The sequence below is a fragment of the Streptomyces sp. CNZ287 genome (genome assembly GCF_007827615.1).
Window position 1 is genome coordinate 476466 of the sequence record NZ_VISV01000001.1, and the last position, 12326, is coordinate 488791.

A 12326-nucleotide genomic window follows, 5' to 3' on the forward strand; every position below is an offset into this window, starting at 1 on the left:
TTGCAGGAGTTCAGTCGCTGTAGTGGTAGCGGGCTTTAAGGATCCTCACTTCCTTGTCATCGGCGCGGTAGACGAGGCGGTGTTCGTCGTCGATTCGGCGGGACCAGTAGCCTGATAGATCTGCCTTGAGAGGTTCAGGTTTGCCGATACCTTCGAACGGAGTGCGCTGGATCTCTGCGATGAGGCGGGTGATCCTTCGGGCCTTCTTCCGGTCCGAGGCCAGCCAGAACAGGAAGTCCTCCCACCCGTCAGGGTCGAAGTGCACGCTTCGCATGTGCCGCCTTACTCCTGTCCGCCTGCCATGTTCTCCAGCTCATCGATACTGACGCTGACCGCGGCGGAACCCGCCTTGTCACGGGCGACGGCTTCCATCAGCCGCCGGGCGTTGGCCGGGGAGCGCAGCAGGTAGATGGTTTCCTGCCAGGCGTCGAAGTCGTCGGCCGACATCAGCACCGCGTCACCGCTGCGGGAGGTGATGCGTACGGGAGTGTGGTCGTCGTTGACCCGCTCGATGAGCGGGAAGAGGGTCTTACGCGCTTCGCTGGCGCTTATCGACATGAGGAACTCCTTCGCGCTGGTCCTTAGATGGTACCTGATTGGTACCCAAGTCCGGTACCACCATGCCCTCCGTCACGTCAAAGGGCATGCCGCAGACGGAGGGCTGGCTCTGGTCGAGCCGACCCCCCGGCGGTGCCCAGCGTCAGCGCCCCGTTACGCAGCAGAAGTGCGGTGCCTTCGACCACATCAGGCGGCGCGGCTCCGCTACCCCTCGACATCGACTCGCCCGACCGGTCCGTGAGGGCTTCTCCTCCGGGGCGGAACGCGGCAGGGCGCGGCACCCGCTGAGCCGGGCCCGCGCGGCAGCGCCACGCGCTCAACCGGTTCACCACGCGGCAGCAGGAGGCCCGTAAGCGCAGCAAGGCGGCCGGCGCGGCCGTGGACAAGCTGAAGGACCGCGAGGCGTCGCTGCGCGAGCAGGAGAAGGACCTGCGGGCCAAGCTCGCCGAGGCCCGGCAATTGAAGGCGGAGCTGAGCGCCCGCGAGCGCGAGGAGTCCGACAAGCTGGAGCGCGCGGAGCGCGCCGAGGCCGAACGGCGGGCCCGTGAGCACGCCCGGCGGGAGGCCGCCGAGCAGCGCAGGTTGCGGGCGCAGCAGGAGGAGACGCGGCAGGAGCTGGCGGAGTGGACCATCACCGGGGAGGCCACCGCGCCCGCCGAGGACGGGCCCGTATCCGAGGGGGCGGAGGCCGCCATCGCCTTCGCCGAGGCGCAGGTGGGCGAGCCGTACGTATGGGGCGCCACCGGGCCCGGCACCTGGGACTGCACAGGGCTCACGCAGGCCGCGTGGCGGGCGGCCGGGGTGGAGATCCCCCGCGTGACGTGGGACCAGGTCACCGCCGGCACCTCCGTGCCCGTGGACGAACTGCGCCCGGGCGACCTGGTCTTCTTCTTCGACGACATCAGCCACGTCGGCCTCTACACCGGTGGCGGCCACATGATCCACGCCCCGCGCCCCGGCGCCTTCGTCCGGTCCGAGTCGATCTGCACGATGCCGATCCACAGCGCGATCCGCCCCGGATGAGCCGGCGCCCCGCCACGCGCGAGACGAGCGGGGCACGGGCGGAAATCGGGGTTCAGCCCACGGCGATAACGATGATCAGGGCCAGGCCGCCCGCGATGGCGGGGCCCAGGATCTCGTACGCCCAGCGCACCGTGACGGGCCCCTGCGCGCCCTCGCGGTCGGCGTACGTGTGCGCCAGCTCGCGCAGCTCGCGGATCGACTTGTCCGCCGTCGGCGTCAGGTCGCCGCCCGAGGGGTCCAGGTCCGCGGCGCCCGTGCCGCCGGGGCGGCGCATCGCCGGGTCCGACAGCGCCGGGCGGCTGGACGGGCTGAAGAGCCCGCCGCCGCCGGCCGCACGGTCCCGGCGGCGGTTGGCCTTCTTGCGGGCGCGCAGCGAGACGGGGATGGCCCACATCTGGTACTTGGCGTCCTCGGTGACGACCTCGCTGGAGTAGCCCGCCCGGATCTCCTCGACCCGGCCCCACGGCACCACGATCGTGCGGAAGGGGTTGCGCACCCGCAGCCGCTCCTCGCCCGCGTACACCACGGGGCGCAGCGTCAGGGACACCACCATCGGCACCCCGGCGACCAGCGCGGCCACCGCGATCGCCCGCGCCTGCCCGCTGCCGCGGACCAGCGCGTCCGCGCCGAGCCAGCCGCCGAGGACGAGCAGCAGCACGCCGGCGGCGATACCGGAGACGGAGCGGTAGGCGCGGTCGGCGTATTTCGGCCGGGTGTCCGGGGTGTCCTTGCTCATGCCGCCGATTGTGCCCGACGGCTCCGGAATCCGGAGATCGCGCCGGGATTGCGGTCCCGCATCGATCCGCCGGGACCGCGGTGCCCACTCCCGGGACGCTACGCGGGTAGATATGCTCGGGTGGTGACCATGCCCCGCATACCCACCGCAGCCGCGGGCCCGCCGGCGTCCCTCGCGGACGTGACGGCCTCCGACGGCGCGCTCCGCCGCTTCCTGCACGGTCTGCCAGGCGTCGACCCGGTCGGCCTGGAGGCCCGCGCCGCCGCCCTGGGCACCCGCTCCATCAAGACCACCGCCAAGGCGTACGCCCTGGACCTGGCCGTCTCGATGATCGACCTGACCACGCTGGAGGGCTCCGACACCCCCGGCAAGGTGCGCGCCCTTTGCGCCAAGGCCCGTACCCCCGACCCCACGGACCGGACGACGCCCGAGGTCGCGGCCGTCTGCGTCTACCCGGACCTGGCCGCCGTCGCCGCCGAGGCGCTGGAAGGCTCCGGCGTCAAGGTCGCCTCGGTGGCCACCGCCTTCCCCTCCGGGCGGGCGGCGCTTGAGGTGAAGCTCGCCGACACCCGGGCGGCGCTGGCCGCGGGCGCCGACGAGATCGACATGGTCATCGACCGCGGCGCGTTCCTCGCCGGCCGCTATCTGGAGGTCTACGAGCAGATCCGCGCGGTGCGGCAGGCCGCCGCCGGCGCCCGGCTGAAGGTGATCTTCGAGACCGGCGAGCTGTCCACGTACGACAACATCCGCCGGGCGAGCTGGCTCGGCATGCTGGCGGGCGCCGACTTCATCAAGACCTCGACCGGCAAGGTCGGCGTGAACGCCACCCCCGCCAACACCCTGGTCCTGCTCGAAGCCGTCCGGGACTACCGCGCGGCCACCGGCGTGCAGGTCGGCGTGAAGCCCGCGGGCGGCATCCGCACGGCCAAGGACGCGGTGAAGTTCCTGGTGCTGGTGAACGAGACCGCCGGGGACGACTGGCTGGACAACCGCTGGTTCCGCTTCGGCGCCTCCAGCCTCCTCAACGACCTGCTCATGCAGCGGCAGAAGCTGCGCACCGGCCGCTACTCCGGCCCCGACTACGTGACCGTGGACTAGAGGGGGTCCGAGCCGCATGACCGCTGAACACAAGCTCTTCGCCTACGCACCCGCGCCCGAGTCCCGCTCGGTCGTCGACATCGCGCCCAGCTACGGCCTGTTCGTCGACGGCGAGTTCGCCGAGGCCGCCGACGGCAAGGTCTTCAAGTCCGTCGCCCCGGCGACCGAGGAGGTGCTCTCCGAGGTCGCGCGGGCCGGCGAGGCGGACGTCGAGCGGGCGGTCGCCGCCGCCCGGCGGGCGTTCACCTCCTGGTCGGCGCTGCCGGGCGCGGAGCGCGGCAAGTACCTGTTCCGTATCGCCCGCATCATCCAGGAGCGCTCGCGCGAGCTGGCGGTGCTGGAGACGCTGGACAACGGCAAGCCGATCCGCGAGACCCGCGACGCCGACCTGCCGCTCGTCGCCGCGCACTTCTTCTACTACGCCGGCTGGGCGGACAAGCTCGGCCACGCCGGCTTCGGCCCCGAGCCGAAGCCCCTGGGCGTCGCGGGCCAGGTCATCCCGTGGAACTTCCCGCTGCTGATGCTCGCGTGGAAGATCGCCCCGGCGCTCGCCTGCGGCAACACCGTGGTGCTCAAGCCCGCCGAGACCACGCCGCTGTCCGCGCTCTTCTTCGCCGACATCTGCCGCCAGGCGGGACTGCCCCGCGGGGTGGTGAACATCCTGCCGGGCTACGGGGACGCGGGCGCCGCGCTCGTCGCGCACTCGGACGTCGACAAGGTCGCGTTCACCGGCTCCACGGCCGTCGGCAAGGAGATCGCCAGGTCGGTCGCCGGCACGGACAAGCGGCTCACGCTGGAGCTGGGCGGCAAAGGCGCGAACATCGTCTTCGACGACGCGCCCGTCGACCAGGCCGTCGAGGGCATCGTCGGCGGCATCTTCTTCAACCAGGGCCAGGTCTGCTGCGCCGGCTCCCGGCTGCTGGTGCAGGAGTCGGTGGCCGACGAGCTGCTGGAGTCGCTGAAGCGGCGGCTCTCCACGCTGCGGCTGGGCGACCCGCTGGACAAGAACACCGACATCGGCGCCATCAACTCCCCCGAGCAGCTCGCCCGGATCACGGAGCTGGCGGACGCCGGCGACGCGGAGGGCGCGCAGCGCTGGACGGCACCGTGCGAACTGCCCGGCAGCGGCTACTGGTTCGCGCCGACGCTCTTCACCGGCGTGACGCAGGCGCACCGCATCGCGCGCGAGGAGATCTTCGGCCCGGTGCTGTCGGTGCTGACGTTCCGTACCCCCGCGGAGGCGGTCGCGAAGGCCAACAACACGCCCTACGGGCTGTCCGCAGGGGTGTGGACGGAGAAGGGCTCGCGGATCCTGGCGGTGGCCGACCGGCTGCGGGCGGGCGTCGTGTGGGCGAACACGTTCAACAAGTTCGATCCGACCTCGCCGTTCGGCGGCTACAAGGAGTCGGGCTTCGGCCGCGAGGGCGGCCGCCACGGGCTGGAGGCGTACCTGCGATGACACAGGCGGATGCGAGGCTGTCGGTCCTCAAGACCTACAAGCTGTACGTGGGCGGGAAGTTCCCCCGCTCGGAGAGCGGGCGGGTGTACGAGGTGACCGACGCGAAGGGCCGCTGGCTCGCCAACGCGCCCCGTGCCTCCCGCAAGGACGCCCGCGACGCGGTGGTCGCCGCCCGCAAGGCCGTCGCCGGCTGGTCGGGCGCCACGGCGTACAACCGCGGCCAGGTGCTCTACCGGGTGGCGGAGATGCTCCAGGGGCGGCGCGAGCAGTACGTCGCGGAGGTCGCCGACGCGGAGGGTCTGTCGAAGCCCAAGTCGGCGGCGCAGGTGGACGCGGCGATCGACCGCTGGGTCTGGTACGCGGGCTGGACCGACAAGATCGCCCAGGTCGCCGGCGGCGGAAACCCGGTCGCCGGGCCGTACTTCAACCTCTCCGCGCCGGAGCCGACGGGCGTCGTCGCCGTCGTGGCGCCGCAGGAGTCGGCGCTGCTGGGGCTGGTGTCGGTGCTCGCCCCGGTGATCGCCACGGGCAACGCGGCGGTGGTCGTCGCCGCGGAGGAGCGGCCGCTGCCGGCGCTGTCGCTGGCGGAGGTGCTGGCCACGTCGGACGTGCCGGGGGGTGTCGTCAACGTGCTCTCAGGGCGTACCGCGGAGATCGCGCCGACGCTGGCCGCGCACCAGGACGTCAACGCCATCGACCTGACGGGCGCGGACGCGGAGCTGGCGCGGGAGCTGGAGGTCGCGGCGGCGGACAACCTGAAGCGGCTGCTGCGCCCGCGGCCGCCGTACGACTGGACGGCGGACCCGGGGACGGGCCGGCTGACGGCGTTCCTGGAGACGAAGACGGTCTGGCACCCGACGGGCAGCCTGGGCGTGAGCGGCGCGGCGTACTGACGCCCTCCGGGCCGGGCGCCGCGGCTGTCCCGCCCGACGCGCGGCACCCCGCGCACCGCGCACCGCGCACGAGCCGGGGCCGGACGCACCCCCCGCGCGCCCGGCCCCGGCTCGTTCCCCCGGTCCCCCGTTCCCCCCGAGTCCTGACGGGCACCCCCCGGCCCCGTACGGTCTCGCGGTTCCTCCCCCGTTCCCCCCGTCATCCCCCGATTTCCCCCGTTTTTCCCCTCCCGTGGCCCGGGGTCCCCCCATCCCCGGTCATCGGCCCCCTCAGGCCACGAGCTCCTCGAACGACTCCTCCCGGTCCCGCCCGAAGCTCAGCGCCTCGTCGTCGCGGAGCCGGCGCAGCGAGCGCCAGATGCTGCTCTTGACGGTCCCCACGCTGATCCCCAGTACGTCGGCGATCTCCGGGTCGGTCCTGCCCTCGTAGTAGCGCAGCACGAGCATCGTGCGCTGCATCTCGGGCAGCCGCGCCAGCGCCTGCCAGAGCACCGTGCGCAGCTCCGTGCCGCGCATGGCGTCCGACTCCCCCGGCGCCTCGGGGAGTTCCTCGGTCGGGTACTCCGCGAGCTTGCGCCGGCGCCAGGCGCTGATGTGCAGGTTCGTCATGGTGCGGCGGAGGTAGCCCCCCACCGCGGCCTTGTCGCTGATCCGGTCCCAGGCCCGGTAGGTGGAGAACAGCGCGCTCTGCAGCAGGTCCTCCGCCTCGAACCGGTCACCGGTCAGGTGGTAGGCGGTGGCGTACAGAGAGGCGCGCCGCTCGGCCACGTAGGCGGTGAACGCCGCGGTACTGTCAGCCTCCGCGGCGGCCCCGGCCTGCGTGCCGGCCGTTTCCCCCGGCACCTCTCCGTACGCCTTCTTCCCCCCGTCGTCCCCCCTGGTGTCCCCCCCGGCGTTCCCCCCCGGGTCCGCGGCCGGTCCGGTCCCCGCCGGCATGACGCCGGTCCCCCCGGGGCCCGTGTTGCCCGCGATCGCGACCATGTAAGGAGGACGACGCCCGGCGCCGCGACCGCACCCCCGCGCGGTTGCGGCACCGGACTCCCCCGCACCGCGCGAGGCGCGGGCGGGAGCCATCCCCTCAGCACTCCCCCCCTTGGCGTGCAGGCGTGTGTGAACCGCTGCGCTGGTGGTGCTGTCGTGCAGTGCGTTCATCTCACGCCCCCCGCCGGTGGAGTCTGCTTCGGTCGGTCCTGTCCTGCCGGGCTTGCCCGACGTCCAGAATCCTGTCGTCCCGACTTCATCGCGCTGTCCGCCGACTGTCACAGGCGTGCAACAGGGGCCGGTGCCCCTTACACGGGCCCTTCCGGAGGCCGTGATGACGGCGAACTCGCCCCTTCCGGCGCGCCCTGCCAGAATGACCCGCGTGCCTTCTCTGTTGCTGATCGAGGACGACGACGCCATCCGCACCGCGCTGGAGATGTCCCTCTCCCGCCAGGGCCACCGCGTGACCACCGCGGCGACCGGTGAGGACGGGCTCAAGCTGCTGCGCGAGCAGCGGCCCGACCTGATCGTGCTGGATGTGATGCTGCCGGGCATCGACGGCTTCGAGGTGTGCCGGCGCATCCGCCGCACCGACCAGTTGCCGATCATCCTGCTGACCGCGCGCAGCGACGACATCGACGTGGTGGTCGGGCTGGAGTCGGGCGCCGACGACTACGTCGTCAAGCCCGTGCAGGGCCGGGTGCTGGACGCCCGGATCCGCGCGGTGCTGCGCCGCGGCGAGCGGGAGACCACCGACTCGGCCACCTTCGGCAACGTCGTCATCGACCGCTCCGCGATGACCGTCACCAAGGACGGCGAGCATCTGCAACTGACGCCGACGGAGCTGCGGTTGCTCCTGGAGCTGAGCCGCAGGCCCGGGCAGGCGCTGTCGCGCCAGCAGTTGCTGCAGTTGGTCTGGGAGCACGACTACCTCGGCGACTCCCGGCTGGTCGATGCCTGCGTACAGCGGCTGCGCGCGAAGGTCGAGGACGTGCCGTCCGCGCCGACACTGATCAAAACCGTACGCGGCGTGGGCTACCGGCTGGATCCGCCCTCGTGAGTCCGGGCCCCGCCGACGCGCAGGGGCGGCAGGGGCTCGTACGCGGCTGGGCGGCGGGGCTGCTGCGCTGGATCAGCCTGCGACTGCGTCTGGTCATCGTGTTCGCGCTGGTGGCCCTGGTCTCGGCGGTGTCGGTCGCCGGCATCGCGTACTGGCTCAACCGGGACTCGGTGCTCACCCGCACCCAGGACGCCTCGCTCAAGGACTTCCGGGAGTCGCTGCAGGACGAGAGCGGCGAGCTGGACCTGCGGTCCGGCTGTACGGACCTCGCCAAGGCCGCGCGGCGGCTGTCGAGCACCACCCAGAACTTCGACGTCATACTCATCTCCGGCGGCGGGGGCAGCGGCGGCGAGCCCGGCTGCGTGGAGCGCTCCGACCCGTCGTTCACCCTGCACGACGTGCCGGAGACGCTGAAGACGGCGGTCGACCAGCGGCGCGACGACGGCAAGTGGCCGTACCACCTGTACTGGCAGCGGGTGACGATGGACGGCACGCCGTATCTCGTCGGCGGCGCCCGGGTGATCGGCACCGACTGGACCGGCTACATGTTCAAGTCCCTGGACTCCGAGCGCCGGGACCTCAACTCGCTGGCCTGGTCGCTGGGCATCGCCACCGGACTGTCCCTCATCGGTTCCGCACTGCTCGCGCAGGGCGCGGCGTCCACCGTGCTGCGGCCGGTGCAGCGGCTCGGCGACGCGGCCCGGCGGCTGGGCGAGGGCAAGCTCGACACCCGGCTGCGGGTGACCGGCACCGACGAACTGGCCGACCTCTCGCGGACGTTCAACCAGACCGCGGAGCGGCTCCAGCAGCGGGTGGAGGAGCTGAGCGAGCGGGAGAAGTCCAGCCGGCGGTTCGTGGCGGACATGTCGCACGAGCTGCGCACGCCGCTGACCGCGATGACCGCGGTCTCCGAGGTGCTGGAGGAGGAGCAGGAGAACCTGGACCCGATGATCGCGCCCGCGGTGCAGCTCGTGGTGCAGGAGACCCGGCGCCTCAACGACCTGGTGGAGAACCTGATGGAGGTGACGCGCTTCGACGCCGGCACGGCCCGGCTCGTACTCGACGACGTGGACGTCGCCGACCAGGTCACCGCCTGCATCGACGCCCGCGCCTGGCTGGACGCGGTGGAGCTGGACGCTGACCGCGGCATCGTCGCGCGCCTCGACCCGCGGCGCCTGGACGTGATCCTCGCCAACCTCATCGGCAACGCGCTCAAGCACGGCGGCTCCCCCGTGCGGGTGTCGGTGCGCACCACGGCGGACGCGCCCGGCGCCGGCGATCTGGTCATCGAGGTCAAGGACAACGGGCCCGGCATCCCCGCCGAGGTGCTGCCGCACGTCTTCGACCGGTTCTACAAGGCGGACACCGCGCGCCCGCGCTCCGACGGCAGCGGCCTCGGGCTGTCCATCGCGGTGGAGAGCGCCCGGATCCACGGCGGTACGATCACCGCGGCCAACGACCCGGCGGGCGGCGCGGTGTTCACGCTGCGGCTGCCGCGGGACTCGTCTGCGGCGGCGGAGGCCCTGGAGCAGGAGGACGAGTGAGGGCGGCAGCCTCGAACCGGCGGGTCCCCGCGGCCCTGGCGGCGGTCGCCGCGGTCGCCGTCGCGGTGCTGGCCACCGGGTGCGGGATCCGGCCCACGTCCGTGCCGGTGGACGCCGGCAGCGCGCCGTCGCGGGCGGAGTGCGCGCCGGGCGGTCCTTCGCCGGCGGCGAGGTCGGCGGACGGCGAGACGGTGCGGGCGGTGTATCTCGTGTGCGGTACGCGGCTGGCGCCGGTGCCCAGGAGCATCCCCGACGGCCTGGCGGGTACGGAGCTGGCGGCGCGGCTGCTCGCGGAGCTGGAGCGGGAGCCGGACGAGGACGAGGAGGATGCCGGCTACTCGACCGCGGTCTCCGGGCTGCGGGTGGTGGACGGGCAGTCCGGTGATCCGGCGGGCACGGTGCGGCTGAGCCGGGATCCGCAGGGGCTGGGGTCGCCGATGCTGGCGCAGCTCGTGTGCACGTACGCGGCGGGCGAGGAGCGTTCGGCGGTGCTGGCGGGCCCGGACGCGGGGGACCCGCCGTACACGTTCCGCTGCACCGACGACGCGCTGCGGGCGCCGGAGAACACCGTGGGCGAGCCCGCGGCCTGAGCGTTTTGCGGTGCGCGGGCGCCGCCCCCGGCCCCGTGCGGGCGGCGGCGCGGGGCCGGTGCGGGCGGCGGCGCGGGGCCGGTGCGGGCGGCGTGTGCCACAGTGTCGGCATGCTCGGGATCGTGGTGAAGACGGAGCGCGGGGAGCGGCATGTGCGCGTGTCCGCGGCGGAGCTGGCGGGGCTGGTCGGCCGGATCGGCGGCGCCGGCGACCACTTCCTGGTGCTCCAGCGGATCCCCGACCTGCCCGGCGTCTTCACCCAGGTCTGGCACGACGCCGGCGGGGGCTACGAGGTGGAGCACGGCGACGGCGGCGCCGACCGGCACTTCGCCGCGACGGCCGAAGGGCCCGGTGCCGTGATCGCGGCGCTGACCGGCTGGGCCCGCGAGGAAGCCGGCTGGGCGGAGGGGCTGTCCTGGTCCCGCGCGGACACCACGCCCGCGCCCGCGGTGCCGCCGCTCGACCTCGGCGAGGAGGAGCGTCAGGAGCTGGAGCGGCGGGTCCGGGAGGTGCTGGCCGCGGGGTACGCGACCCGTGCGGAACTGGCCGAGTGCGCCGAGGAGTTCCTCGTCACCGGGGACCGCAGGCCGGTCTCCGGCCCGCAGGCCGGGGCGCTGGCCGACCGGCTGTGGCTGGAGCCGGTCGCCGAGCAGTCCGGCCGGCGGGGCGAGACGGACCCCGAGCGGCTCACCCGCGCCTTCGCGACCCTGCGGGAGGCGGGCATCACCGCCCGTGAGCACTTCGCCTGCTGCCGCAGTTGCGGCAACGCCGAGATAGGCGGGGCGGGCGAGCCGGACGCGCGCGGCTTCGTCTACTCCAGCCACCAGTCGTCGGAGTCCGCGGCGGCGGACGGCGGGCTGACGCTCTACTACGGCGGCTTCGACGGCTCGTCCGGGACGACCGCGGCCATCGGGCACGAGTGTGGTCGCCGCCCTCGGGGACGCCGGTCTGCGGACGGAGTGGGACGGCGATCCGGGGCGGTCGATAACCGTCACGGGGCTCGACTGGCGCCGCCGGCTGGTCGGCTGAGGAGGCTCCGCGCCGAAGAGCATCATCCGGCCGGCGGAGCGCGGGAACCGTACGGGTCGGTAGCGGCGTCCTTGCCTGCGTGCAGCGCCATGCGACGGGCGGAACGGCCGCCCTGAGATTCCGGGTGGCCGGCGTTGTCCTCCTAGTCCTGCATCTGACCGCAGTCTGGTGGTTGACGCTCCGCCCCAACGCCGTGCCGTGGGTTGACGCGGCGAATCTGCGACCGCTCACGACGATCCGGGCGGAGTTCGGTAACGACCCGCGGGCGGCGCTCCGGTACACCGTCGAGTCGCTGTTCGTGCTGGCCCCCGCGGGGGTGCTGCTCCCGCTGATCGGCGGCCGGGTCGACGCGTCGCCGGTGGGGTCTTTCGTGCGCACCGTCTTCGCGGGCTTGATGCTGGCGCTGGTCGTCGAGTTGCTGAAGACCACGGTGCCCGGGCAGGTCGCGAACGTCGACACGATGCTTCTCTACATCCTGGGGGTCGCGCTGGCGCATCTGGCGGTGGTCCCGGCCGCGCGGGCGCGGCTGCGCCGTCACCCCGCGGGCCGCGCGGCCGGGGCGGCGCACGCGGAGGAGGCGGCGGGGGCGGAAGCGGCCGAGCGCACGGCGGACGGGAAGGCTCAGGGCACGACCCCGAGAATCACCAGGGTCGAGATCGCCCCGTAGGGGGACGTTTCGTCCGGCTTGTGTGCCTACGGTGGAATCATCGGCCCACACACGGCGGGCCGCGAACGCCGACCCGAGGAGTGACGCAGCCATGGCCATGCCGATGAGACCGCGCGACGGCCGGATGATCGCCGGAGTGTGCGCGGGACTGGCCCGGCGCTTCGACACCACCCCCACGACGGTGCGGGTCGTCTTCCTGGTGTCGTGCCTGCTGCCCGGCCCGCAGTTCCTGCTCTACCTGGCGCTCTGGGTACTGATGCCCAGCGAGGAGAAGGTGCAGCACCCGGCCTGGTGAGAACGGACTCCGACCACACGGAGCCGGGGCCGGCATCCACGGGGACGCCGGCCCCGGCTTCGCTGCGTACGAGCCTCAGAGCGGCAGCGACCCCAGGGGGAGCGCGCTGGTCAGGACGCCGAGCTGACCGAGGGCCGGCGGCTGGGCGTCGGCGGCGCCGTTCGGGGTGCCGTTCTCGCTCCCGGCCTGGGAGCCGGTGACCGACTCCAGCGGGGAGGTCACCTGGCCGACCGGGGCGGGCAGGCCGGGGACGGGGGCGGCGGAGGCGGTGCCCGCCGCGGCGGCGGCGAAGGCGGCGCCGAGCAGCGCGGTACCGACGATCTTGCGGGTCTTCATGGAATTCAGATCCTCGTCCTTGCGGATATCCAGCGGCAACGAGAAACGTAGCCAGCC

The 12326-nt window shown here is 73.3% G+C and carries 14 protein-coding genes and 1 pseudogene; 10 read left to right on the forward strand and 5 right to left on the reverse strand.

Translation table 11 applies throughout. The annotated features are described in order from the left end of the window. Positions 1 to 10 precede the first annotated feature (10 nt). Together FB457_RS02115 and FB457_RS02120 are read right to left on the reverse strand one after the other, a co-directional pair. Positions 11 to 274 carry a Txe/YoeB family addiction module toxin gene (locus FB457_RS02115; protein ID WP_047017711.1) on the reverse strand — a complete coding sequence of 88 codons (264 nt, stop codon included), beginning with the start codon at positions 272 to 274 and terminating at the stop codon, positions 11 to 13. A gap of 8 nt (positions 275 to 282) precedes the next feature. Then, positions 283 to 558 (reverse strand): type II toxin-antitoxin system Phd/YefM family antitoxin, encoded by a 276-nt coding sequence (locus FB457_RS02120; protein WP_047017710.1) that lies wholly within the window; start codon positions 556 to 558, stop codon positions 283 to 285. A gap of 378 nt (positions 559 to 936) precedes the next feature. Here FB457_RS02120 and FB457_RS02125 point away from each other — a divergent pair, with 378 nt between their 5' ends. Continuing rightward, positions 937 to 1581: a C40 family peptidase gene (locus FB457_RS02125; protein ID WP_145780591.1), complete on the forward strand. Its 645-nt coding sequence runs from the start codon at positions 937 to 939 to the stop codon at positions 1579 to 1581. Positions 1582 to 1633: 52 nt separating this feature from the next. On the opposite strand, the gene FB457_RS02130 is transcribed toward FB457_RS02125, so the two are convergent. After that, entirely contained in the window at positions 1634 to 2317 is a 684-nt protein-coding gene (locus FB457_RS02130) for a PH domain-containing protein (RefSeq protein ID WP_047017709.1), read from the reverse strand. A gap of 129 nt (positions 2318 to 2446) precedes the next feature. Here FB457_RS02130 and deoC point away from each other — a divergent pair, with 129 nt between their 5' ends. From deoC to FB457_RS02145, 3 genes are read left to right on the forward strand one after another with little or no spacing between them, the layout of a single operon-like run. Then, positions 2447 to 3415 carry a deoxyribose-phosphate aldolase gene (gene deoC, locus FB457_RS02135; protein ID WP_047017708.1) on the forward strand — a complete coding sequence of 323 codons (969 nt, stop codon included), beginning with the start codon at positions 2447 to 2449 and terminating at the stop codon, positions 3413 to 3415. Positions 3416 to 3431: 16 nt separating this feature from the next. Beyond that, positions 3432 to 4874 (forward strand): aldehyde dehydrogenase family protein, encoded by a 1443-nt coding sequence (locus tag FB457_RS02140; RefSeq protein ID WP_047017707.1) that lies wholly within the window; start codon positions 3432 to 3434, stop codon positions 4872 to 4874. Continuing rightward, on the forward strand, positions 4871 to 5767 hold the full coding sequence (locus FB457_RS02145) for an aldehyde dehydrogenase family protein (RefSeq protein ID WP_145780593.1): 897 nt from the start codon (positions 4871 to 4873) through the stop codon (positions 5765 to 5767). The genes FB457_RS02140 and FB457_RS02145 overlap by 4 nt, the downstream gene beginning before the upstream one ends. 270 nt (positions 5768 to 6037) lie before the next feature. On the opposite strand, the gene FB457_RS02150 is transcribed toward FB457_RS02145, so the two are convergent. Further along, complete coding sequence (locus FB457_RS02150) at positions 6038 to 6919, reverse strand: SigE family RNA polymerase sigma factor (protein WP_164492576.1); 882 nt, start codon at positions 6917 to 6919, stop codon at positions 6038 to 6040. Between the two features lie 211 nt (positions 6920 to 7130). Between FB457_RS02150 and FB457_RS02155 the strand changes: the two genes are divergently transcribed. From FB457_RS02155 to FB457_RS02180, 6 genes and pseudogenes are all read left to right on the forward strand, one after another. Next, positions 7131 to 7808, forward strand: coding sequence for a response regulator transcription factor (locus FB457_RS02155; RefSeq protein ID WP_027771656.1), 678 nt, complete (start codon positions 7131 to 7133; stop codon positions 7806 to 7808). Further along, on the forward strand, positions 7805 to 9352 hold the full coding sequence (locus FB457_RS02160; protein WP_047017704.1) for a sensor histidine kinase: 1548 nt from the start codon (positions 7805 to 7807) through the stop codon (positions 9350 to 9352). The genes FB457_RS02155 and FB457_RS02160 overlap by 4 nt, the downstream gene beginning before the upstream one ends. Next, entirely contained in the window at positions 9349 to 9942 is a 594-nt protein-coding gene (locus tag FB457_RS02165; protein WP_253911400.1) for a hypothetical protein, read from the forward strand. Before FB457_RS02160 ends, FB457_RS02165 begins: the two co-directional genes overlap by 4 nt. A gap of 110 nt (positions 9943 to 10052) precedes the next feature. Further along, positions 10053 to 10971: pseudogene (locus FB457_RS02170) on the forward strand (DUF6891 domain-containing protein). A gap of 79 nt (positions 10972 to 11050) precedes the next feature. Continuing rightward, complete coding sequence (locus tag FB457_RS02175) at positions 11051 to 11638, forward strand: VanZ family protein (protein WP_047017702.1); 588 nt, start codon at positions 11051 to 11053, stop codon at positions 11636 to 11638. A gap of 91 nt (positions 11639 to 11729) precedes the next feature. Further along, on the forward strand, positions 11730 to 11933 hold the full coding sequence (locus FB457_RS02180; protein ID WP_047017701.1) for a PspC domain-containing protein: 204 nt from the start codon (positions 11730 to 11732) through the stop codon (positions 11931 to 11933). Between the two features lie 75 nt (positions 11934 to 12008). On the opposite strand, the gene FB457_RS02185 is transcribed toward FB457_RS02180, so the two are convergent. Then, positions 12009 to 12269 (reverse strand): hypothetical protein, encoded by a 261-nt coding sequence (locus FB457_RS02185; RefSeq protein ID WP_047017700.1) that lies wholly within the window; start codon positions 12267 to 12269, stop codon positions 12009 to 12011. Positions 12270 to 12326: the final 57 nt, after the last annotated feature.

Excerpts from the sequence above, each read along its gene's own strand:
- FB457_RS02115 (WP_047017711.1), bottom strand. The coding sequence starts at position 274 with ATGCGAAGCGTGCACTTCGACCCTGACGGGTGGGAGGACTTCCTGTTC.
- FB457_RS02140 (WP_047017707.1), top strand. The coding sequence starts at position 3,432 with ATGACCGCTGAACACAAGCTCTTCGCCTACGCACCCGCGCCCGAGTCC.
- FB457_RS02150 (WP_164492576.1), bottom strand. The coding sequence starts at position 6,919 with ATGAACGCACTGCACGACAGCACCACCAGCGCAGCGGTTCACACACGC.
- deoC (WP_047017708.1), top strand. The coding sequence starts at position 2,447 with ATGCCCCGCATACCCACCGCAGCCGCGGGCCCGCCGGCGTCCCTCGCG.
- FB457_RS02120 (WP_047017710.1), bottom strand. The coding sequence starts at position 558 with ATGTCGATAAGCGCCAGCGAAGCGCGTAAGACCCTCTTCCCGCTCATC.
- FB457_RS02180 (WP_047017701.1), top strand. The coding sequence starts at position 11,730 with ATGGCCATGCCGATGAGACCGCGCGACGGCCGGATGATCGCCGGAGTG.
- FB457_RS02130 (WP_047017709.1), bottom strand. The coding sequence starts at position 2,317 with ATGAGCAAGGACACCCCGGACACCCGGCCGAAATACGCCGACCGCGCC.
- FB457_RS02145 (WP_145780593.1), top strand. The coding sequence starts at position 4,871 with ATGACACAGGCGGATGCGAGGCTGTCGGTCCTCAAGACCTACAAGCTG.
- FB457_RS02185 (WP_047017700.1), bottom strand. The coding sequence starts at position 12,269 with ATGAAGACCCGCAAGATCGTCGGTACCGCGCTGCTCGGCGCCGCCTTC.